General features: G+C 72.6%; 20 protein-coding genes. 8 read left to right on the plus strand and 12 right to left on the minus strand.

The features are described 5' to 3' along the window. Nucleotides 1-10: 10 nt before the first annotated feature. Complete coding sequence (locus ACFQZ6_RS04595) at nt 11-1168, plus strand: ROK family transcriptional regulator (protein ID WP_381618076.1); 1158 nt, start codon at nt 11-13, stop codon at nt 1166-1168. A gap of 70 nt (nt 1169-1238) precedes the next feature. On the opposite strand, the gene ACFQZ6_RS04600 is transcribed toward ACFQZ6_RS04595, so the two are convergent. Further along, complete coding sequence (locus tag ACFQZ6_RS04600) at nt 1239-2000, minus strand: GntR family transcriptional regulator (RefSeq protein WP_381605065.1); 762 nt, start codon at nt 1998-2000, stop codon at nt 1239-1241. A gap of 273 nt (nt 2001-2273) precedes the next feature. Between ACFQZ6_RS04600 and ACFQZ6_RS04605 the strand changes: the two genes are divergently transcribed. Further along, nucleotides 2274-3104, plus strand: coding sequence for an alpha/beta fold hydrolase (locus tag ACFQZ6_RS04605; RefSeq protein ID WP_381605066.1), 831 nt, complete (start codon nt 2274-2276; stop codon nt 3102-3104). A 35-nt stretch (nt 3105-3139) separates the two neighbouring features. Here ACFQZ6_RS04605 and ACFQZ6_RS04610 read toward each other — a convergent pair whose 3' ends face one another. Continuing rightward, nucleotides 3140-4066, minus strand: a complete 927-nt coding sequence (locus tag ACFQZ6_RS04610; protein WP_381605067.1) for an esterase/lipase family protein — start codon at nt 4064-4066, stop codon at nt 3140-3142. 139 nt (nt 4067-4205) lie between these two features. Next, nucleotides 4206-4730: an SRPBCC family protein gene (locus ACFQZ6_RS04615; protein WP_381605068.1), complete on the minus strand. Its 525-nt coding sequence runs from the start codon at nt 4728-4730 to the stop codon at nt 4206-4208. Between the two features lie 393 nt (nt 4731-5123). Between ACFQZ6_RS04615 and ACFQZ6_RS04620 the strand changes: the two genes are divergently transcribed. The 6 genes from ACFQZ6_RS04620 (at nt 5124) to ACFQZ6_RS04645 (ending at nt 11634) form a co-directional block, all read left to right on the plus strand. Beyond that, nucleotides 5124-5753, plus strand: coding sequence for a hypothetical protein (locus tag ACFQZ6_RS04620; protein WP_381605069.1), 630 nt, complete (start codon nt 5124-5126; stop codon nt 5751-5753). Nucleotides 5754-5821: 68 nt separating this feature from the next. Next, nucleotides 5822-7633 (plus strand): NAD(P)/FAD-dependent oxidoreductase, encoded by a 1812-nt coding sequence (locus ACFQZ6_RS04625; RefSeq protein ID WP_381605070.1) that lies wholly within the window; start codon nt 5822-5824, stop codon nt 7631-7633. A gap of 282 nt (nt 7634-7915) precedes the next feature. Further along, on the plus strand, nt 7916-8365 hold the full coding sequence (locus tag ACFQZ6_RS04630) for an RNA polymerase sigma factor (RefSeq protein ID WP_381605071.1): 450 nt from the start codon (nt 7916-7918) through the stop codon (nt 8363-8365). Nucleotides 8366-8431: 66 nt separating this feature from the next. Then, nucleotides 8432-9094: a hypothetical protein gene (locus tag ACFQZ6_RS04635; protein WP_381605072.1), complete on the plus strand. Its 663-nt coding sequence runs from the start codon at nt 8432-8434 to the stop codon at nt 9092-9094. 93 nt (nt 9095-9187) lie between these two features. Next, nucleotides 9188-10735 (plus strand): ABC1 kinase family protein, encoded by a 1548-nt coding sequence (locus ACFQZ6_RS04640; protein ID WP_381605073.1) that lies wholly within the window; start codon nt 9188-9190, stop codon nt 10733-10735. A gap of 38 nt (nt 10736-10773) precedes the next feature. Next, on the plus strand, nt 10774-11634 hold the full coding sequence (locus ACFQZ6_RS04645; RefSeq protein ID WP_381605074.1) for an SAM-dependent methyltransferase: 861 nt from the start codon (nt 10774-10776) through the stop codon (nt 11632-11634). Between the two features lie 49 nt (nt 11635-11683). Here the strand turns inward: ACFQZ6_RS04645 and ACFQZ6_RS04650 are convergent, their stop codons facing one another. The 9 genes from ACFQZ6_RS04650 to ACFQZ6_RS04690 form a co-directional block, all read right to left on the minus strand. Then, complete coding sequence (locus ACFQZ6_RS04650) at nt 11684-12931, minus strand: wax ester/triacylglycerol synthase domain-containing protein (RefSeq protein ID WP_381605075.1); 1248 nt, start codon at nt 12929-12931, stop codon at nt 11684-11686. Nucleotides 12932-12969: 38 nt separating this feature from the next. Then, entirely contained in the window at nt 12970-14292 is a 1323-nt protein-coding gene (locus ACFQZ6_RS04655; RefSeq protein WP_381605076.1) for an NAD(P)/FAD-dependent oxidoreductase, read from the minus strand. Next, the gene (locus ACFQZ6_RS04660) at nt 14289-14876 is read right to left on the minus strand and encodes a flavin reductase family protein (protein WP_381605077.1); all 588 of its coding nucleotides are present in this window, start codon (nt 14874-14876) and stop codon (nt 14289-14291) included. Before ACFQZ6_RS04660 ends, ACFQZ6_RS04655 begins: the two co-directional genes overlap by 4 nt. Continuing rightward, nucleotides 14848-15312: a type II toxin-antitoxin system RatA family toxin gene (locus ACFQZ6_RS04665; protein ID WP_381605078.1), complete on the minus strand. Its 465-nt coding sequence runs from the start codon at nt 15310-15312 to the stop codon at nt 14848-14850. The genes ACFQZ6_RS04660 and ACFQZ6_RS04665 overlap by 29 nt, the downstream gene beginning before the upstream one ends. 55 nt (nt 15313-15367) lie before the next feature. Further along, nucleotides 15368-16663, minus strand: coding sequence for an aspartate aminotransferase family protein (locus ACFQZ6_RS04670; RefSeq protein WP_381605079.1), 1296 nt, complete (start codon nt 16661-16663; stop codon nt 15368-15370). Continuing rightward, nucleotides 16660-17799: an SDR family oxidoreductase gene (locus ACFQZ6_RS04675; RefSeq protein WP_381605080.1), complete on the minus strand. Its 1140-nt coding sequence runs from the start codon at nt 17797-17799 to the stop codon at nt 16660-16662. Before ACFQZ6_RS04675 ends, ACFQZ6_RS04670 begins: the two co-directional genes overlap by 4 nt. A 76-nt stretch (nt 17800-17875) precedes the next feature. After that, a complete protein-coding gene (locus tag ACFQZ6_RS04680) occupies nt 17876-19009 on the minus strand; it encodes an acyl-CoA dehydrogenase (protein ID WP_381605081.1) in 1134 nt (377 codons plus the stop codon). A 69-nt stretch (nt 19010-19078) separates the two neighbouring features. Next, complete coding sequence (locus tag ACFQZ6_RS04685) at nt 19079-20041, minus strand: bifunctional lysylphosphatidylglycerol flippase/synthetase MprF (RefSeq protein ID WP_381605082.1); 963 nt, start codon at nt 20039-20041, stop codon at nt 19079-19081. Then, entirely contained in the window at nt 20025-20510 is a 486-nt protein-coding gene (locus ACFQZ6_RS04690) for a hypothetical protein (protein ID WP_381605083.1), read from the minus strand. Before ACFQZ6_RS04690 ends, ACFQZ6_RS04685 begins: the two co-directional genes overlap by 17 nt. Nucleotides 20511-20622 lie beyond the last annotated feature (112 nt).

Below are 20622 nucleotides of genomic sequence, written 5' to 3' on the forward strand. Positions count from 1 at the left end.
GGACGGTACGTTGGGGCGGCTGACCGGCGGGGATCCCTCGCTGCTGCGAAGGATCAACTCCGCGGTGGTGCTGCACGCGCTGCGTGCCACGGACTGCGCGACGCTGACGGAGATCACCCGCGTGACGGGGCTGTCCCGGCCGACCGTCGAGGGCGTCGTCGAGGGGCTGATCGAGGCGGGGATGGTCGTCGAGACGGCGGCCGAGGAGGGCGCGGCGCGGCGGCAGGGCAGGCCCGCGCGGCGGTTCAGGTTCCGGGCGGAGGCCGGTCATCTGCTGGGCCTTGAGATCGGGCCGCACCGGGTCGCCGCGCTGCTCGCCGACCTGGACGGCCGGATCATGGGCGCGCAGGCCAAGGACGTCGACGAGACGGCACCGGCCGACGAGCGGCTGGAGCGGCTGCGCACGGCGGTCGCGGAGCTGTTGCGCCGGGCCGGGGTGGCGCGCGGGTCGCTGCGCGCGGTGGGCGCCGCGACGCCGGGGATCGTCGAGGCGGACGGCACCGTGCGGCTGGGCACCGCGCTGCCGGGGTGGACGGGGCTGCGCCTCGGTGAACGGCTGAGCCGGTCCTTCAAGTGCCCGGTGCTGGTGGAGAACGACGCCAACGCCGCCGCCGTGGCGGAGCACTGGAAGGGGTCCGCGCGGGACTGCGACGACATGGTGTTCGTGCTGGCCGGGCTGAGCCCCGGCGCCGGTTCGCTGATCGGCGGGCGGCTGCACCGGGGGTTCGGCGGGGCGGCCGGGGAGATCGGCGCGCTGCACCTGCTGGGCCGTGAGGCGACGCCGGAGACGCTCCTGTCCACCACGGACGAGCCACTGCACCCGCTGGACGAGCAGCAGGTGGCGCGGGTCTTCGCGCGGGCCCGGGAGGGCGACCTGCGGGCCCGCGCGGCCGTCGACCGGTTCATCCAGCGGCTGGTGCACGACGTGGCGGCGCTGGTCCTCGCACTCGATCCGGAGCTGGTCGTCGTCGGCGGCTGGGCGGCCGGTCTGGACGGCGTGCTGGAACCGCTGCGGCAGGAACTCGCCCGCTACTGCCTGCGCCCGCCCAAGGTCACCCTGTCCCTCCTCGGCGAGGCGGCCGTCGCCACCGGCGCCCTGCGCCTCGCCCTTGACCACGTGGAGGAACAGCTCTTCGCGGTGGAGGGCACGGTGACGGCCCGCCGGTGACGGGGGCCGCCCGGGTCAGGACCCTCGCCGCTGAAGACCACGGCGCCGCCCCGCCCCGGCCGTACCGCCCTCAGGACGCCCGGCGCTCCGGGCCGTCCTCGATCCGCACGCTCCCGGAGTCGCCGAAGGTGAGGCGGCAGGTGTCCGCGCGGTACGTGGCGACGGACAGCGCCGCGGTGCGGCCCCCGGCGAGGTAGCGGGTGGTGACGACGAGGACGGGCGCGCCGGGGAGCCGGTCGAGTTCCTTGGCGTCGTCGGCGCGCGCCGAGCCCAGCTCCACGGCGCTGTCGTGCCCCTCCGGCTCCAGCCGCTGCAACTCACGCAGCACCGCACGCGCGCGTGCCGGTCCGGAGGGGGCGTCGATCGCGGACAGCTCGGGCACGGACGCCTGGGGGACGTACAGCAGCTCGGCGGCGACGGCCTGACCACGGGTCGTACGGGTGCTGCGGACGGTGTGGACGGCCTCCTCGCGGCCGGTCTCCAGCGCGGCGGCGACGGCCGCGGGCGGCACGGCGAAGGCGCAGTCGGCGGGCTGCCAGTCGTCGCCCGGCATCCCCGGCCAGGCACGCTGCCCGGGGCCGACGGCGACGCCCATGCGCGGCGGGGCGACGGTCGTACCGACACCGCGGCGGCGCTGGAGCCTGCCTTCCAGTTCGAGCTGTTCGAGGGCCTGGCGGAGCGTGGCGCGGGCGACGCCGAAGCGCGCGGCGAGATCGCGCTCGTTGGGCAGGATCTCGCCCACGGTGAACTCGGAGTCCAATGCCTCACTGAGCACGGTCTTGAGATGCCAGTACTTCGGTTCCGGCACCGATTCGAGCTGCGTGGTCCCCACCCTTACCTCCGCAATCGCCGTGACCCGGCGGCGTTTAGCGCCCTTGTTTATTAAAGGTTGTTGTACTTATCTGCGACCATAGGGCGGCCCTCACCCTTGGTCAAGACCAATCATCAGGGCGTGGCGGGGACTTCGCGGGCGGCGCGGGGGTGTGCCGCCGAGCGTTCATACAACGTTGGCACGCGGACACATTCGGGACCTGGGGCTACCCGCCAGTAGCGATCGCTGACAGTCTGTCCACGCCACGTCAGCCCGTCCTTGCCGAGGAGCCCCATGTCCGCCACCGTCACCTTCAAGGTGTCCACGCCACAGGGACCGCAGAGCGTCACGCTCGCCTACGCGCGCACCGGCCGCGGCGCGCCCCTGCTCCTGATGCACGGCATAGGCCACCACCGGCAGGCGTGGGACCCGGTGATACCCGCCCTGGCGGCCGAGCGCGAGGTGATCGCCCTCGACCTGCCGGGCTTCGGCGCGTCGGAGCCGCTGCCGCGGACGATGGCGCACGACCTGCCCACCATGAGCGGGGTCCTCGCGGCGCTCTGCGAGGCGCTCGGGCTCGACCGCCCGCACGTGGCGGGCAACTCGCTGGGCGGTCTGCTGGCCCTGGAACTCGGCCGGAGGGGACTCGCCCGGTCGGTGACCGCACTGTCACCGGCCGGGTTCTGGTCGCAGGCCGAGCGGCGGTACGCCTTCGGACTGCTGCTGTCGATGCGGCAGGTCGCCCTGCGGACGCCGCCGCCGCTGGTCGAGCGGCTCTCCCGGTCGGCGGTCGGCCGGACGCTGCTGACCAGCACCATCTACGCCCGCCCGGCCCGCCGCTCCCCCGCCGCCGTGGTCGCCGAGACCCGCGCGCTGGCCCGCGCGGCCCGGTTCACCGAGACGCTGCGGTCCGGCCGTGAGGTGCGGTTCACCGACGACGTCACCGGCATCCCGGTCACCGTGGCGTGGGGCAGCAGGGACCGGCTGCTGGTGCCCCGGCAGGGCGTCCGTGCCAAGTACGTCATCCCGCGCGCCCGCCTGGTACGGCTGCCCGGCTGCGGTCACGTGCCCATGAACGACGATCCGGCGCTGGTCGCCCGCGTCCTGCTGGACGGCAGCCGCTGACGCACCCCGGCTGCACTCCGCCGCGGGCCACCGCCTCAGTCGGCCAGGGCCTTGAGGACCTCCTTCAGCACGGTCTGGTTGTACGGCATACTCACGTGCGGCGTGTGGTCCTCCGGGTCGATGTCCTGGAGGATGATGTTGGTGATGTGGTGCCCCTCGGTCTCGGTGAGCGCGCATGACTCGTACGGGGTGACCACGTCGTCGTACTTGGTGGCGATGACGGTGTAGTGGATGCCCTCCACCGTCTCACCGAGGTCGGCGAGTTCCCTCTGGAACTCGTGGTCGTGCTGGAGCTGCGGCCAGGCCGGGATGACCTCGCCGACCGCGCCCTTCTCCAGCACTTCCTTCGCCAGCGGGATCTGCCGCGCGAGGTTCATCAGGCCCTGCGCGGTGACCCCGTGGTGGCTGGGCGAGATGCCGATGTACTTGTGGACCTTGGACGCGCCGCCGAGGGCGCCGATGTACCAGCGTGGCATCATCCCGCCCTGCGAGAAGCCGACCAGGTCGACCTTCTCGGCGCCGGTGCGCGACAGCACCTTGTCGACGAAGTCGGAGAGCTGCTGGGCGGACTTCTTGATGTCGCCGAGCCCGAAGATCACGGGGTTGATGTGCTGGCCGTAGTCCAGCTTGAAGACCCGGTAGCCGTTCTCCCGCAGCAGCGGGGTGGCGGAGGTCCAGGTGTAGCCGCGGTTGCCGAAGGTGCCGTGCACCAGCACCACCGGGCGCGGGTGCTCCTCGGACAGCGGCTTGTCCCAGTCGTCCTCACCGCCGTCGATGTCGACCACCGCGATGGTCTGGGCGGCACCGGCCTGGGCGAGGGCGTGCAGGCGGTGGGGGGCCTCCGTGACGTCGGTGAGGATGTCGGCGGAGTTGAGGCCCGGGATCTTGAAGCCTTCGGTGGCCTTCGAGGGATCGGGGATCTTCGGGGCGTTGGGGAGTTTCGGGGGCTGGGGCAGGGTCATGGCGATCTCCTTTCAGAGACTCGGCCGTGCCTCGCGACACGGCCGCGAATCCGGGTCGCTTTCCCTGTGTTACGGCCTCGCCGGGCACTTCCCGACACCGCAATCCGCGCCGCCCTCTCCCGGCGCGGTGCCACGGGGTTCATGAGCCGGAATAGGGAGTGGTGAACCAGCGCGGCACGAGACAGACCGACGCGCGGCGCAACAGCCGTACGTAGGTCCCCCAGCGCACCGGTCGCGCCACCCCGCCGGTCAGCTCCGACTCGGCGCGGTCCAGGCACTGTTCGAAGGCCGCGTTGTGCAGGGGGCGGAAGAACAGCAGCCAGCCGAGCCAGCGCACTCCCCTCGGCTTCAGCACCATCGTGTTGCGCAGCACCGCGCGGTCGGCCCCGACGTCCTCGACGGCGAACTCGTGGAAGCCGTGGAACCGGCCGCGGCCGGTGAACCGGAACCGCACCCACTGGCCGGGCACGTAGTGCGTCACCGTGTAGCGCACCGGCCCGTGGCCGCCGGTCGCGCCCACGGCCAGCGGACCGTCGAAGCGGACCGGCGGCCACTCGGTGGGCCAGAGCCGGTCCTCGTGGCTTCCCAGGGTGTCGAGCAGGGCGCCGACCCGTTCCGGTGGCACGGGCAGGGTGCGTTCATGGACGTTCAGCACAGCGATCACGCAAAGGTGGTTGCCCGGCCGGGACGGCCCCGGAACTCCCTCGAAAGGGGAGAGGAAGCGCACTCCGGCGCATCCGGCGCCCGCCGATGCCACCGCCGGGCCCGGAGGCACGTCAACACGCCCTCGGGGGCGGAGGGTGAATTTCCGTACCGCGAGCGGTGGTTCAGCGCCGCACACCGTCCGGGGTGGCCGATAGTCGCCGGTGGTGGTTTCGCGAACTCCCCTCTTCCTGCGCCGCTTTGTCCTTCGGCGATGACACCGGCGCACGCGTTCAGGGGCGAAGACCGGCCAAGGTGGCGGCGGCGTGTGACCAGGAGAGGGGGAACGGATTCCGGAGCGTAAAGAGAGATGAGACGGACGCAACCAGCAAAGCGCGTACACGAGGGAGTGGGCATGGCCACTGTGCCGCCGGAGGTGCTGCCGGACGCCTGGCAGCCGCTGCTCGCGCAGCCGCCGCTGGCCAGGCTGCTGGGTCAGCCGATGGTGGGCGACGCCCTGTTGACGATGCACCGGCTGCTGCCGCCGCGCGTCGCCGTGCACTCGCTGCGCACGTTCCTGCTGGCCGACGCCTGCGCGACGGCCCGGGGCACCGGCTGCGACCGGACGGGCCTGCTGGTCGCAGCCGCGTTCCACGACACCGGGCTCACCCGGGGCGGGCCGCGCGTACGGGGCGGGTTCCCGACCCGGTCCGCCGCGCTGCTCGACCGGTTCCTGATCGGGCACGGTGTGCCCGAGCGGCGGCGCGGGGCGCTGACCCGGGCCGTGCGCGAGCACATGCGGCCGTTCCCCGCGCGGGACGCCGGACCCGAGGCGCGGCTGCTGCACTTCGGCGCCTGGCTGGACGTCGTGGGGCGCGGCAGCGGTGAGGTGCCGGGTGAGCGGCGCCGGTTGGCCGCGCTGGCGCCGACCCCGTTGTTCGCCGTCTCGTTCTCCGCCCGGGTGGCCGTCAGCGGGCTGCGCGGCGCCCTGCCGGACCGCCCGCCGCCGCCCCCGGGCGGCCGTCGGCGGCGCCCGGCCCGCTGAACTCCGGCTCAGCACCTCGCATCTCCCGTCGCGAAAGGACCGCAGACATGCACCAAGAGGACCCGCGTGTGTTCGATGTCGCCATCGTCGGAGGAGGCATCGGCGGGACCATGCTGGGGGCGATCCTCGCCCGCCACGGCGTCCGGGTGCTGCTTCTGGAAGGAAGCGGCCACCCCCGTTTCGCCATCGGTGAGTCCACCGTCCCCGAGACCACCTTCGGACTGCGGGTGCTGGCCCGCCGCTACGACGTCCCGGAGCTGGAACACCTGGCGACCCACGGGGCGGTGCGCCGCCATGTGTCGTCGAACTGCGGGATCAAGCGGAACTTCAGCTTCGTCTACCACCGGGAGGGCGAGTCGACCCGGCCCACCGAGTGCACCCAGTACCCCACCTGGGGACCGCCGTTGGGCCCCGACTCGCACTACCTGCGCCAGGACGTGGACGCGTACATGTTCCACGTCGCCGTCTCCTACGGCGTGACCGCGCACACCCACACCCTCGTCGACGACGTCAAGTTCGACGACGACGGCGTCACCCTCGTCACCCGGGAGAAGGGCACCTTCCAGGCGTCGTACCTGGTCGACGCGGGCGGGATGCGGGCGGTGCTGCCCGAGCGCCTCGGGCTCCGGCAGGAGCCGCCGTACCGCACCAGGTCGCGCACCATCTTCACCCACATGGTGAACGTGCGCCCCTTCGACACCGTCGCGCCGCCGCGCCAACAGCACAAGATGCCCAGCCCGTTCAGCCAGGGCACGCTCCACCACCTGTTCCCGGGCGGCTGGTTCTGGGTCATCCCCTTCGACAACCACCCCGACAGCACCAGTGGTCTGTGCAGCGTCGGCGTCAACCTCGACATCGACCGCTACCCGCGCGAGGAGGGGGTCTCCGCCGAGGACGAGTTCTGGAAGCACGTCCAGCGGTTCCCCAGCGTGGCGCGGCAGTTCGAGCAGGCGCGGTCGGTCCGGCCGTACGTCGCCACCGAGCGCACGCAGTTCTCCTCCCGGTCGGTGGTCGGCGACCGGTGGTGCCTGCTGCCGCACGCCAGCGACTTCATCGACCCGCTCTTCTCCAGCGGGCTCGCGGTCACGGTGATGTCGCTCAACGCGCTGAGCCACCGGCTCATCGACGCCGTCCGCAGGGACGACTTCGACACCGCGCGGTTCGAGTACCTGGAGCACTGGATCAAGCGGATGTTCCGCTTCTACGACGACCTGGTGTCGTGCAGCTATCTCGCCTTCGACGACTTCGAGTTGTGGAACGCCTGGATCCGGGTGTGGACGATCACCACCCTGTACGGCACCAACGCGCAGAACCAGGTGGCCGTGAAGTACGAGAAGTCCCACGACCCGGCCGCCTTCGACGCCCTGGAGACACCGCCCTACCGGGGGCTCCAGGGGGCGGACAACCCGTGGGTGGAGCGGATGTTCAACCGCTCGCGGGACGCCATGCTGGCCTACAGCAAGGGCGAACTCACCAAGGACCAGGCCATCGCGCGGATCTTCGAGGCGCTGCGGGACAGCGAACTATCCCCCGCGGTGTGGGGCACGCTCGACCCGGAGGACCGCTGCCCGGCCAAGTCGTTCACCCTGTGGCCGCTGACGAAGATCCTGCTGTGGGGCAAGTTCCGTTCGCCGGGCCATGTGCGGGGCGCCTATCTCAGCGGCGGCGCCCGGATGGTGAGCAAGGAGGCGGTCCAGGTCTACGTGGGCGAGCTGCGCAACGGCGCCTCCCAGGTCCGCAGGACGCTGCGGGACATGTGGCTCGACTGGAACCGCGACTGGGCCCGGCAGGCGCCCGAACGGCGGTCGGCGCCACCCGCCGCGCAGATTCCGGCGGCCCGCCCGGAAGCCACCGGAGAGGAGATTCGTATGCAGAAGTGATCGCGCTTCCGTGACGGTCGCCGGGAATTAGCGACAGCGGAGATACGGCAGCGCGGTACCCACGGGTGAAAAATCATTACTCCCCCGTGAACCAGAAGTCCACAGTTTGCCGCCCCACCCCCTCGGGTAGGAAAACAATACGGCCAAGAATTCAAATTCAGCCGCAATTCCACCTGCCCAATCGAGAGACAATGGGCTGCAATCCCCATGGCGCAAAACTTAACCTGCCCACCCCCCACCGCATGTTCCTGGGAAGAGATTTCCCAGCACCAGGACCGCCTCATGCGGCTGGTTCGCCGGCGACTCCCCAGCCAACAGGACGCCGAGGACTGCGTCCAGGAGACCATGGCACGAGCTGCCGCCCACGCCGATCTGGACCGCAGTCGACTGGGTCCCTTTCTGACCTCCGTGGCCATCCGCCTCTGCATCGACTTCTACCGGGACGTGGAGCGCCGTCGGCGCCTGGTGCAGCGTGTGGCGCTGCTGGACGATCCCGGAACCACGGAGGAGGACGTCTGCGACGAGGACTTCGGCAGATGGCTGCTCGGCCAGGTGCGGCAACTGCGCGGACGCGAGCAGGAGGTCATACTCGCCCGCGCGGCCGGGATTTCCACCGCGGAATTCGCCCGAATGCACAACATCTCGATCAAGGCTGCCGAAGCCGCTTTCACCAGGGGTCGCGCACGCCTGAAAACGGCCTGCATGAAGGCCATGGGAGACCGCGTCAGCTAAATTGCGCGGAATCCAGCAAACAACCCGCAAAATCACCTGCAAAGAAAATCGAGAGGAATTCCCCGCATGGGCAGCAACAAGAACCTCCAGGACATCTTGAAGGACTTCGTCGGCGGTGTGACCGACAACTGGAAGGACCTCATCGACGACCTCATCAACCGGAACGACGACGACACGTCCAACACGTCCAACAACGCCCTGGGCGCCCTGACCGGGCTGCCCCAGAACGCCCTGGGGCTGCTGTCCGGAGCCCTCAACCCGGGCGCCGCGGGCCAGTTGCTGGGGGCGGGCGGCGGCAACCCGCTGGCCGCCCTCAACATGCTCACCGGAGGCGCCGCCGCCGCCAACCCGCTCGCCGCCCTGCAGATGCTCGGCGGCGGCGGCAACCCGATGGCCATGCTCTCGGCGCTCCAGGGCTTCGGGCAGCTCGCGGGCGGCACCGGGCAGTTGGCGGGCGGCCTCGGACAGGCCGCCGGGGGCGTGGGCAACGTCCTGAACACGGCGGCGGGGCTGCCGGGGCAGCTCGGCCATCTGATGCAGATGCCACAGCAGGCCGCGCAGATGGCCGGACAGCTACCGGGCCTCGGTCAGCTCGCCCAGGCGCCGCAGCAGGCCGCCCAGACCGCGCAGCAACTGGCGGGAGGTATCCCCGGCGTGGGCGGGCTGCTCGGCGGCCAGCAGGGACAGCAGCAGGGCGGCGGGACCGAGGGGAAGTCGCAGTCGTCCTAGCGGCCGAGCCGCCCACGGGCACCGCCCCCGTCCCGCCGAACCCGTCGGCCCACGGCCGTGCCACTCCGTACCGACCTGGGAGGATCAAACACGATGGCATCCGTCGTCGGCGACCGGTTGCGCCTGGTGGTCAAAGTCCTGGGGAGCCTCGTCGCCGACGAGGTCGGTCAGGCCGCCCGGCTGCGCAGGAAACGGGACGGGGCCTCCCCGGCGGAGGCCGACGAGGCCCCCGCCGGGGACACCCAGCGGCGCGCCGCGGCGGTGCGCCACGCCCTGGAGAGCCTCGGCCCGTTCTACGTGAAGCTCGGGCAGATCCTGTCGACCCGGCCCGACATGGTGCCCGAGTCGATCCGGGAGGAACTCCAGAACCTGCACGACCAGGTCGACATCCAGCCCTTCTCGGTCTTCGAGCCCGTCCTCGCCGGTGACCTCGGCCCCGACTGGAAGCTCCGGTTCGACGACATCGAGACCGTCAAACCGCTCGGCGCGGCCTCCCTCGCGCAGGTCTACCGGGTCACCCTGCCCGGCGGGCGGCCCGCCGTGGTCAAGATCCAGCGGCCCGGCATCCGCGAGGGCGTCCTCGCCGACATGGCGCTGATGCGCCGGGCCTCGCGGATCGTGGCCAAGGTCGCGCCCCGGTTCAACGAGGTCATCGACATCGAGGCGATGCTCGGCGCCGTCTTCGACGCCATGGAGCCGGAGCTGAACTTCACCGGCGAGGCCCGCAACATGGACGAGGCCCGGCAACACGTACGGTCCTTCCGCACCCTTGAGGTGCCGAAGGTGCTGCACGCCAGCCCGCGGGTGCTGGTGCAGTCGCTGGCTCCCGGCAAGTCCGTGCGCCACGTCGACCGGGAGCACTTCACCGACGACGAGCGCATCGACATCGGCCGGGACCTGCTGCGCTTCATGTACCACGGCTACTTCGTGCACCGCTTCTTCCACGCCGACCCGCACGCGGGCAACGTCTTCGCGCAGCCCGGCGGCCCGGCGACGCTCATCGACTGGGGCATGGTCGGCCGCCTCGACCGGCGCACCAGCCTCCAGTTGCTGCCGCTGTTCATGACGCTGGCGCAGAACGACGGCGCGGGTCTGGCGCACCACTGGGCGGGCATGGGGCGGATCACGCCCTGGTCGAACATGCCCGCGTTCGCCGCGGACATGGCGGCCTTCGTGCCGAAGGTGTCCCACCTGTCCCTGGAGGAGATGAACTTCGGCCTCTCCCTGACGACGGTGCTGGGCAAGGCGACCAAGCGGGGCATCGGCTCGCCGCCCGCGGTGTCCCTGCTCGGCAAGTCGTTCGCCAACCTCGACGGCTCGGTGCGCCACCTCGCCCCGGAGATCACGCTGCCGGAGGTGTTCCAGGGCGAGGTGCCCCGCATCCTGTGGGCGCTGGGCCGGGAGTTCCTCGGCAAGCACCAGTTCGCCCGCAACTCCATGGAGCTGCTGGTCACCGCCGTCAACAGCCCCGAGCAACTGCGCGGCACCCTCGCCGACATCGCCAACCGCCAGTTCGCCATCAACGTGCACGAGCCGCGCACCCCGGCCGCGATGGGCGGCCACCGTCCGACCCGGCCCTCCGGCGGGCTGCTGGCCCTGGGCGCGCTGGCGCTGTTGGTGAACCGCCGCCGTCATCGCTGACCAGCCCGCCCACCCCGACGCCCCACCAGGAGGCACACATGCACGACACCACCGAACCCCAGTCCCCGCCGCTGGACGGCGTGCACCGGGCGGCGCTGTGGACCGCCGCCGCGCACGCCGTGGAGTACGGCCGTGAGGGGCCGTACGTCCGTGATCCGTGGGCCGCCGACTTCCTGCACGCCGCCCGCTTCCAGGGCGGCCCGCCCGGCGAGGGACCGCTCCAGCGGCTGCTACCGGACTGGATGGTCGTCCGCACCCGGTTCTACGACGACTACCTGCTGGACGCCGCCCGCGCGGGCAACCGGCAGGTGGTGCTGGTCGGCGCCGGTCTGGACACGCGCGCGTTCCGGCTGGACTGGCCGACCGGGACGCATGTCTTCGAGGTCGAGCACCCCGCCGTCCTGGCCTTCAAGGAGCGGGTGCTGGACCTGAGCCAGCCCTCCTGCGGGCGCCGCACCCTCGTCGAGGCGGAGCCCGCGACCGGCTGGCGCGAGGAGCTGCTCGCCACCGGCTTCGAACCGCGGCGGCCGACGGCGTGGCTGTGCGAGGCGCCGATGTACTTCCTGCCGCCCCGGGCGGTGGCCGACATCGTCGGCACGATGACGGAACTGTCCGCGCCCGGCAGCACGTTCGGCGCCGAGTGCGTCAGCACCGAGTCCGGGTCCTCGTCGTTCGTGGCGCCGTTCCTGGAGGCCCTGGCGTCGACCGGGATCGCCTGGCGGTGGCAGTTGGAGGACCCGGTGCGCTGGTGGGCGGAGCACGGCTGGGACGCCCGGGTCGCGGACCTCTACACGCTGCCGTACGTGGTGGAGCGGTTCTCCCGCCAACTGCCGCTGCTGCACGAGGTCGCCAAGAAGTGCGTGTTCCTGACCACCGGCACGCTGCGCGGCACCGGCTGACAGCCGAGAGCCCCGGACGGATGCCGTCCGGGGCTCTCGGCTGCGCGCGCTACGCCGTCTGCTCCAGTTCCAGGAGCGCCGCGAGCCACAGGTCGGGCAGCTCCCCGGCGCCGCCCACCGACTCGTCGTGGACGACGGACAGGCAGGCGGTGTCGTGCTGGCTGGTCAGCGTCACCACCCACGGGACGCTCTCGGCGAGGTCCGCGAAGACGGCGGCACGCCGGGCCTCGGCCCCCTGGTGCACCAGCGCCTGCCCGAAGTTGACGCTGCTGGCGGGCCCGGCGACCACCGCCCCGTTGACCATCCGGGTGCCGAGCCGGGCGCCGACCGCGCGGGGCGCGCTGGACAGCAGCATCCGGGTCGCGTCGCGCTGCCGACTGCCGCGCAGCCGCTCGGTGGCCGTCATCACCCGGGTCAGCGCCCGCCCCGGCGTCGGCTCGTCGCAGGGCAGCAGCAGCCGGGCCACGACCATCCGGTTGCCGGGGGCGCACTCCTCGCCCGCGGTGCGCACCGACATCGGGATCACCACCGGCAGCGGCGGGTGGACGGTGCCGGTCTCCTTCAGGTGCCAGGTGTGCACCGCGTGCGCCAGCGCGGACAGGTAGACGTCGTTGACGGTGCCGCCGCGGGCGCGGCCGATGGCCCGCAGCCGGGTCAGCGGGGTCTCGCTGTGGCTGACGACGCTGCGCTGGAAGGCCAGCGCGTCGAAGGCGGGCATGGGCCGTCCGGCGCGCAGGGACGCCACCACGTCCCCGAGGGCGTGGACGACGCCCCGCGCGGTCGGCCGGGCCAGCCGGGCCGGGGGCGGGCCGCCCAGCGGGTGGTCGTCGAGCAGGGCGCGCACCGCGTGGGAGGCGCCGACGCCGTCCTGGAGGGCGTGGTCGGTGCGGTAGCACAGGGCGTAGCCGTCGGTGCCGTGCAGCAGCCACACGTCCCAGGGCGGGCGGCCCCCTCCGGCCATGGGCTGGGTGAGCATCATCCGGCCGGGCGCCGAGCCGTCCTCGTCGTGCTCCGGCAGCCGGGCCTCGTGCACGTGCTGTTCCACGGCGAACCGGTCGGCGCGCCGGAACACCTTGCGGTCCCGGACGATGCCGTAGCGCAGGGACGGCACGGTGGGCGCGCGTTCGGCCACGCGCGCGCGTACGGCGTCCAGGGTCGGCGCCCGTCCGGTGAACCAGAACACGAAGACGACCGGCAGCGGTCCGCCGCGCGTGGCCAGGTGGTAGGCGACGTCCACGGTCGTCATCGGCACGGACGGCGGCAGTCCGGCGCCGGTGCCGGAGCGGGCAAGGGTCATGGAACCTCCTCGTCGGATGGGGATAACGAGCCGGGCCGTCAGCAGGTACGCCGGGTGTAGCGGCCGAGCGCGTCCAGCGCGGTCCGCAGCAGCGGGCGGCCGATGCCCTGGACGGGCATCCGGGGGGCGGCCGACCGGTGCCAGGGCAGGGGGTCGCCGGGTTCCGGCTCGCCGAGCAGGGCGGCGGCGACGTGCGCGCCGTGCGCCACGGACAGCGCCAGCCCGTGGCCGCAGCAGCCGCCGATGTACCAGACGTCCGGCAGCCCGCGGACCGGCCCGACGACGGGCAGGCCGTCGCCGGTCATCCCGATCCGGCCCGACCAGCGGTGCAGCACGGACACGTCGTGGAGGTCGGGGTGCAGGGTGCGCAGCCAGTGGCCGAGCCAGTTCCAGGCCCGCTCGCGGGCCGCCCGCAGCCGGTCGGTGCCGAGCCCCACCGGGACGGTGACGGTGCCGCCGCCCGCGACGAGACCGCCGTCCGGGAGGGTGCGGAAGTACGGCGCCATGGGCACGGCGTCGACGACGGCGTACCCGTTGCGTCCGCCGAGGGCCTCGTACGCCGTGCGGCGGACCGGCGCGGTGGCGACGGCGTACACCTCAAGGGGGAGGACCGTGCCGACCGGCAGGCCCACCGCCTGGGCGGCGGAGTTGACGGCGACGACGGTCTGACCGGCGTACAGGCGGCCGTGCGGGAAGACCAGTTCGGAGCCGACCAGGTCCCCGGCGCGTACGGCGCGCAGCGGGCTCTCGCCGTAGAAGCGCACGCCCTTGGCGGCGCAGGCGCGGGCGAGCGCGCAGGTCAGCGCGGCGGGGTCCAGGGTGGCGGCCGTGCGGTAGAGCAGCCCCGCGCTGTACGGCACCCCGACGCGGGCCCGGACGCCCAGCGGGGACAGCACGGGCACGTCGAGGTCGAGGCCGCGGTACGCGCGGGCCTGCCGGGCGAGTGACGTCAGTCCCGCGCGAGAGCGCGTCGCCACCAGTTGGGCGCCGGGCCGCAGTCCGCAGGACACGTCCAGGCGGGCGCACAGGTCGAGGACGTCCTCGACGGCCCGCACGCTGGCCTGGTGCATCCGGCGGGCGGTGCGCGGCCCGAAGCGCTGCACCGCGCGGTCGATCGACGGTCCCGCGCGGGGGCCGAGCAGGCCGGTGCCGCGGCCACTGGCCCCGGCGGCCGGGCGGGTCGCGTCGACCACGGCGACGTCCAGGCCGGGGGCCCGCTCCGCCAGGTGGTAGGCGCAGGCCAGCCCGGCCAGTCCGGCCCCGACCACGGCCACGTCGGCGGTGACCACGCCGTGCAGTGGCGGCTGCGGGGGCAGTTCCGCGGGGTCCCAGTGCGGGGTTCCGGCCGGGCGTGCGCTCATCCGGGGCCGTCCGGGGCGAGTTCGGTCAGGGACCGGAACCTGCGGTCGTGCCAGAGCAGCGGACGCCCGCCGCCCACGTGGACGGCGGCCACGCGGCCGACGACGAGGTGGTGGTCGCCGTACCGGCGGACGTCCTCCACCAGGCACACCGACCAGGCGAGCGCCCCGGCGAGCACGGGGACGCCGAGGACGTGCCGGGTGTCCGTGTCGGCGAACCGGTCGGCGGCGGGCGTGGTGGGGCTGGCGAACCGGACGGCCAGCTCGTGCTGTTCCTCGCGCAGCAGGTGGACGGCGAACGTCCGGTGGGCGGTGACGGCGGCGAGGGTGCGCGAGCCGTCGCGCAGGCAGGCCACGAGCAGCGGCGGCCGGGCCGACAGCGAGGTGACCGCGGAGACGGTCATCCCGAGCGGGCCCTCGGGGCCGCGCGCCGTGACGACGCTCACCCCGGCGGCCAGCTTGGCGTACAGGCCCAGGCAGCGGGCGGCGCCGGGGCCCGGCTCCTCGCGCAGCGGGTCGCCGGGGCCGCGGTCGTGGGCGCGGTCGACGGTGAGCAGGTCAGCCACGGGCCGCGGCGGCGCACTCATCGGTCACCTCCGCGCCGACGAGTCCTTCCACGATCCGGGAGATGATCGTCCGCAGGGTGGATTCGGCCACCGGGTCGAGGATGTCGGCCAGGGTGGGGATGCCGAGGTCGAAGGAGGAGCTGAAGACGATGAGGGTGCCGCGCTCGTGCGGGACGCACCGCCAGCTCCCCTCGAAGATCAGGAAGTCCCCGCTGAGCTGCTCGAACGTGAGGGTGAGGGCGTCCGGTTCGAAGGTGTCGCGTTCCCGCCAGCGCATCAGGCCGCCGCGGAACTCCACCGTCCAGTCGGAGACCGCGGAGCCGTCGGGCAGGGTGTCGACGCGCACCTCGTGGACGGTCTCGGTGAGTTCGGGGTAGCGGCGGAAGTCGCTGATGCTCTGGTAGACGGCGGCCGGTTCCTGGCCGTCGGCGATCGCGTGCAGGACCACATGGCGCATGACGCTCGGGTTCCTTTCGAGTCGGGAGGTGTCTGTCCGCGGGCGGTCGGCCGGGTCAGTCGGCCATGCGGGCGGCGGTGGCGCGCAGCGCCTCGGCGAGGGTGCTGAGGAACAGCCCGAGCGCGGCGTCGTCGGCGACGGCGGGCGGGGTCAGCCGGAGCACGTGGGTGGAGTTCAGCGAGTGGTTGACCAGCACGTCGCGGGCGATCAGCTCCAGGAGCAGCTCACCCACGGCCCGTTCGGCGCTGAACTCGATGCCGATCAGCAGCCCCCGGCCGCGCACGTCCCGTACCAGACCGCCGTCGTAGGGCGCGCAGACCTCGCGCACGCCGGTGAGGATGCGGCTGCCGAGCGCCGCCGCCCGCGCGACGGTGTTCTCCCGCTCCATCGTCCGTACGGTGGCCAGCGCGGCGGCGCAGGCGATCGGGGACGCCCCGAAGGTGGAGGTGTGCAGGTAGGGGTCCTGGCTGAAGGGGCGGTACGCCTCCGCGGTGGCGGCCATCGCCGCGATCGGTACGACGCCGCCGCTGAGGCCCTTGCCGATGAGCAGCACGTCGGGGCGGACGTCCTCGGCGTCCACGCCCCACCAGGTGCCGAGCCGTCCCATGCCGGTCTGGATCTCGTCGACGACGAGCAGCGCGCCGTACTCCCGGCACAGGGCGGCCACCTCGCGCAGGTAGCCGGGTTCCGGGATGCGGACGCCGCCCTCGCCCTGGACGGGTTCGAGGATGACGCAGGCCCGGTCGCGGCGGGCGGCCAGCGCCTGCCTGAGGTCGGCGGCGTCGCCGTACTCGACCTGGGTGACGTCGGGCAGCAGCGGCTGGAACGGCGTCTGGTAGGTGGCGTTGGCGGTGGCGCTCAGCGCGCCCAGCGTCTTGCCGTGGAAGCCCTTGCGAGTGGTGATCACGGCGTTGCGGCCGCCTGCGCGGGCCAGCTTCAGGGCGGCCTCGGTGGCCTCGGCGCCGGAGTTGACGAAGTGGATGTGGTCCAGGCCGGGCGGGGTGTGCGCGGCGAGCGCCTGCGCGGCCAGCGCGGCGACCGGTTCCAGGAAGACCCGGCTGGCCAGCGGGTGGGCGTCGATCTGCCGGTGCACCGCCTCGACGACGGCCGGGTGGCGGTGGCCGAGGATGAAGACGCCGTAGCCGCCGAAGTTCAGGAAGCGGCGGCCGTCGTCGGTGTGGATCCAGCAGCCCTCGGAGCGGACCTCCGCCATGCCGCCCATGACCCGGCCCATGACGGCCCGGCCGGAGCCGATGTGCCGCTGGTACAGCTCGACGACGCCCGGTCCCTCGGGGACGGCCGCTACGGCTGTTTCGGGGGTGGTGCGGGGCGCCGGTGGGGAGAACGTCATGACGCCACCTCCGTGGGCATCGTCGGGACCGGGCGGGCACGGTGCTTGCGCAGGAGTCCTGGCCTGCCCTCGGCCCAGCACTCCAGGTTGCGCACGAGCGCGGCCCGGATGTCGGCGTGGGTCAGACGGGTGCCGCAGTGCGAGTCGCCGAAGGACTCACCGAGCGAGGTGTCGAAGGGCAGCTCGGTCTGGAAGCAGAGCAGCAGTTCGGCGTAGTGCTGGAAGCGCTGGCGCATCTTGCCGGGCAGCGCGGTGCCCTCCAGCATCGGCAGCAGCAGCCGGTGCACCGCCTCCACGGGGATCAGCCGGGGCCTGGGCGGCAGCGGCAGTCCGTTGCGGACGGCGAACTCGCCGCAGATGTCGGCGATCTCGCGCAGCTCGATGGACTCCTTGCCCGCCGTGAGCCAGTACTCGCCGCTGCCCACGCCGCCGCGGATGAGGTCGGAGATCGCGCGGGTGACGTAGTCCTGCGGGATCATGTCGACCTTGGCGTCCGGGGCGCCGGGCAGCACCGGCACCTGGCCGAGGACCATGGAGCCGATGGTCCGGGTCAGCCCCTGCTCGCCCGCGATGTACCCGGTGACGGAGTCGCCCATCACGACGGACGGCCGCACGATGGCGCCGGGCAGGTCCGAGTCCCGCATCAGTTGCTCGGCGGTCGCCTTGGAGGCGAGGTAGGCGGCGGCGCCCGGGAAGCGGCGGTGGTCCTCCTCGGTGGGCGTGTTCACCACGAAGGCGGTGCTGACCAGGTACAGCGGGGCGTCGGCCCGCGCCGCCAGGTCGATCATGTTCTCGGTGCCGACGGTGTTGGTCCGCACGATCTCCTCGGGCGGGACCTTCCAGTTGGTGGCGGCGGCGGAGTGCAGCACGATGTCCACCTCAAGGGCGAGTTCGTGCCAGGCCAGCGGGGACAGACCGAGGCGGGGTGCCACCAGGTCGCCCGGCAGCTCCCGCACGCGCGGGTCGCCCAGCGGGCGGTTGCGGCGCAGGCAGAGCAGGTCGTAGTCCTCCCACAGCTCGTCGATCAGGGCCCGGCCGAGCACGCCGGAGCCGCCGGTGAGCAGCAGGGTGGGACGGTCACCCGTGCGCGGGCGGGGCACGCGGGACTCGATGGGACACGGAAGATGTCGCGGCATACGGTGCTCCCTCAAGGGGGGTGGCTTCGGTGGCGGGCTGGGTGGCGGCTGGTGCGGGGTGGCGGGGGCGGTGCCGTCAGGCGATCGCGAGCGGCTGGTCGGCGAGGTACTCGGAGAACGGGCCGGTCATCCGGGCCCGGGACGGCGGGTGCAGGGCGAGCCCGTTGGCGCTGGCGGCGAGGTGGCCGACCTCGTCGGAGGTCATGAAGTTCAGGCCGCCGAGGAGTTCCACGGCGCGCGGCACGATCCGGGCGAGGGCGTCCTGGACGCCGTAGCGGACGTACAGGGCCTGCGCGAGCGCGGACTCGCCGAGGTCCCCGGCGTCGACGCGGCGGGCGACGCCCTCGGCGGTGGCCATCGCCGCCTCGGTCTCCACGAACAGCCGTACGCGCTCGTGCTCGGGGATGCGGTCGTTGAGCAGCACCCGCTCCACAAGGGCGCTGGCGGCGCCGAGGTAGCTGCCGGTCATCAGCACCTGGAACCAGATCAGTCCGGCCGTCTGGAGTTCGTCGAGGCGCTGGCCCGCGGGCGCGGCGGTGCGCAGCAGCAGTTCGGGCGGTACGAGGACGTCGGTCAGCGTGACCTGTTCGCTCTCGGCGCCCGCAAGGAACGTGCTGGACCAGAAGCCGCTGACGGTCAGGCCCTCGCTCTCGGCGGGCACCAGCGCCACCGCGACCTCCTCGCCCTGGCCGTCCTCACGGGGCACCAGGACGCTGGCGGTGAGCACGTCCATGGACTTGGCGAGGCTGCACGGCCGCTTGACGCCGTTGATCCGTACGCCGTCCCCGGTGACCTCGGCGGTCATCGTCGGCTCCAAGATGCCCGCGCCGCTGCGGCCCTCGGCGAAACCGGAGGCGATGATCCGGTTGGAGGCGGCGACGCCCTCGATCAGCATCCACTCCATGCCGTCGCCGAGGGCGCCGAGACCGACGAGGGTGGCCATGGAGAAGTGGTGCATGGTGGTGCCCACGGCCAGCGACGGCGAGCGCGCGCCGATGGCCCGCTGCACCCGCAGCGCGTCCAGCGCGGTGGCCCCCCGGCCCTGGTGCGACTCGGGGACCAGCAGCCCCGGGCCGCCGCTGTCGCGGAACAGCTTGATGCCGGGGCTGCCCGGCCGCTCCAGCTCCATCAGCGGGATCTCGCGCAGCGCGGGGTCGAGGTCGGGCAGCAGCTTGGCCAGGGTGGTGCGTTCACGCTCGAGGAATCTCATGGACGTCCAGTCCTCCAGGGTCGGGTCGTCGTCGGTACACCGGTGGTCACGGGGCGTGGCTCACCGGGGTCATACGGCGTTGGTGGCGCGCAGTAGCTGCCATACGGCGCCGAGGCGGGGCTTGCCCAGGAAGGCGAGGTACTCGGGGAGGACCGCGTGCGGGGCCCACTTCTCCTTGTACTCAAGCTGCGAGGCGGCGGGGTAGATCGCCGTGCCGTGCTCCGCCAGCAGCCGGGCGAACCGGGTGAACATCCGGCTCGCGCCCGGCAGTTCGTGCTCCTCGGACAGCCCGGTGAACGGGGTGAACCCGAAGTGCAGCCACCCGGCGCCCTCGGCGGTGAACTGTTCGATGACGGTGGCGTTGAGGGCCTCCATCACACCGGGTGGCGCCTCCGGCAGCCTGCGGCTGAGGTCGTGCAGCCAGCCGGGGCGGCTGCCGTAGACGGGCGAGTAGTTGATGTACCCGACGGCCTGCCCCTCGATCCGGCCGACGAACAGCCTGCGGTGCTCCTGGAGCGGACCGGTGCGCTGCCCGACGAGGAACCGCAGCTCCTTGACGTGGCGGCCCTTGTCGCGCAGCCAGCGGTCGTCCAGCGCGTCGAGTTCCGCGGGGTCGTCGTCGGGCCGCAGCTCGGCGACCTCGAGACCGGCCCGCCGGGCCCGGGAGATCTTGTTGCGCAGCCGTACGAACTTCGAGCCGCGCAGCGTGAACTGGGCCAGGTCGACGGCGTAGGACGCCCCGATCTGGTTGACGGTGAACCCGTGCCGCGCGTACAACTCGGCGTCCTCGCGCTGGAGTTGTACGGCGACCAGCCGCCGCCCGGCGTGCTCGGCGAAGGACGTCAGCAGCTCGGCGCGGTGTTCCGGCGCGGTGAACGGGCCGCCGAATTGCAGCACGTACCGGCCGGACCGGCGATAGGCGCAGGCGCCGTCGAAACGGTCGTCGCGGAAATACTCGTTGCCGCTGTTCAGGGCGAGAAAGGAACTGGGGTTGTCGCTGTGTGCGGCGAGCGTGTCAAGCACCGACTGCATTCGTGCCCTCCATCGGGACCCGTGCCGATTCGTTTCCGTACTTCTGCTCGAAATCCCGGTACGCCGGGTCGGTTTCCGGCTCGAAGGAGACACCGAACGGTTTCAGGGAGTTCCCGAACAGCGCCCGGTCGCCCATGAGATGGATGGGAAGCGCGAGGAGGGCCCATTCCGGCCGGACGAAGAGCGCCCAGGCTCCGGCCAGCACACCGGCCGTGACCAGGCTGTGCATGGTGTTGTAGGCCACGTAGTAGCCGCGGGAGATACGTTTGTCCGGACTGCGCCGGTAAGCGATGGCGCCGGGAATGTAGCCGATGACGTCGATCACCGCGAAGAGCAGTACGAAGACCCACCAGCGGATTTCCGAGTAGTGCTGGAAGGCGAGTACGAGTGAGACGGCGAGAGCGGCCAGCCATTCGAGCCGGGAAAGCGCGAAGGTGGTCTTCGTCTCGAAGCGGTTCTTGGCATCCACGGGCGCTCCAGGATTGCGCGTACGGTACCGGGGCCCGACATCAGCCTGCCCCCTCGCTGCGGTCTTTCACTCTGTTTACGCGGCAGTTGGGGGAACCCCTCGTGAAACACGG

Origin of the sequence: Streptomyces flavalbus, from assembly GCF_042674625.1 — a bacterium.
In the GTDB taxonomy this organism is placed as follows: Bacteria; Actinomycetota; Actinomycetes; order Streptomycetales; family Streptomycetaceae; genus Streptomyces; species Streptomyces flavalbus.

What these genes read in the sequence shown, in the direction of transcription:
- ACFQZ6_RS04640 (WP_381605073.1), top strand. Translation starts at nt 9,188, where the DNA reads ATGGCATCCGTCGTCGGCGACCGGTTGCGCCTGGTGGTCAAAGTCCTG.
- ACFQZ6_RS04685 (WP_381605082.1), bottom strand. Translation starts at nt 20,041, where the DNA reads ATGCAGTCGGTGCTTGACACGCTCGCCGCACACAGCGACAACCCCAGT.
- ACFQZ6_RS04650 (WP_381605075.1), bottom strand. Translation starts at nt 12,931, where the DNA reads ATGACCCTTGCCCGCTCCGGCACCGGCGCCGGACTGCCGCCGTCCGTG.
- ACFQZ6_RS04645 (WP_381605074.1), top strand. Translation starts at nt 10,774, where the DNA reads ATGCACGACACCACCGAACCCCAGTCCCCGCCGCTGGACGGCGTGCAC.
- ACFQZ6_RS04620 (WP_381605069.1), top strand. Translation starts at nt 5,124, where the DNA reads ATGGCCACTGTGCCGCCGGAGGTGCTGCCGGACGCCTGGCAGCCGCTG.
- ACFQZ6_RS04635 (WP_381605072.1), top strand. Translation starts at nt 8,432, where the DNA reads ATGGGCAGCAACAAGAACCTCCAGGACATCTTGAAGGACTTCGTCGGC.
- ACFQZ6_RS04630 (WP_381605071.1), top strand. Translation starts at nt 7,916, where the DNA reads ATGCGGCTGGTTCGCCGGCGACTCCCCAGCCAACAGGACGCCGAGGAC.
- ACFQZ6_RS04670 (WP_381605079.1), bottom strand. Translation starts at nt 16,663, where the DNA reads ATGACGTTCTCCCCACCGGCGCCCCGCACCACCCCCGAAACAGCCGTA.
- ACFQZ6_RS04605 (WP_381605066.1), top strand. Translation starts at nt 2,274, where the DNA reads ATGTCCGCCACCGTCACCTTCAAGGTGTCCACGCCACAGGGACCGCAG.
- ACFQZ6_RS04655 (WP_381605076.1), bottom strand. Translation starts at nt 14,292, where the DNA reads ATGAGCGCACGCCCGGCCGGAACCCCGCACTGGGACCCCGCGGAACTG.
- ACFQZ6_RS04665 (WP_381605078.1), bottom strand. Translation starts at nt 15,312, where the DNA reads ATGCGCCATGTGGTCCTGCACGCGATCGCCGACGGCCAGGAACCGGCC.
- ACFQZ6_RS04610 (WP_381605067.1), bottom strand. Translation starts at nt 4,066, where the DNA reads ATGACCCTGCCCCAGCCCCCGAAACTCCCCAACGCCCCGAAGATCCCC.
- ACFQZ6_RS04675 (WP_381605080.1), bottom strand. Translation starts at nt 17,799, where the DNA reads ATGCCGCGACATCTTCCGTGTCCCATCGAGTCCCGCGTGCCCCGCCCG.
- ACFQZ6_RS04680 (WP_381605081.1), bottom strand. Translation starts at nt 19,009, where the DNA reads ATGAGATTCCTCGAGCGTGAACGCACCACCCTGGCCAAGCTGCTGCCC.
- ACFQZ6_RS04660 (WP_381605077.1), bottom strand. Translation starts at nt 14,876, where the DNA reads ATGAGTGCGCCGCCGCGGCCCGTGGCTGACCTGCTCACCGTCGACCGC.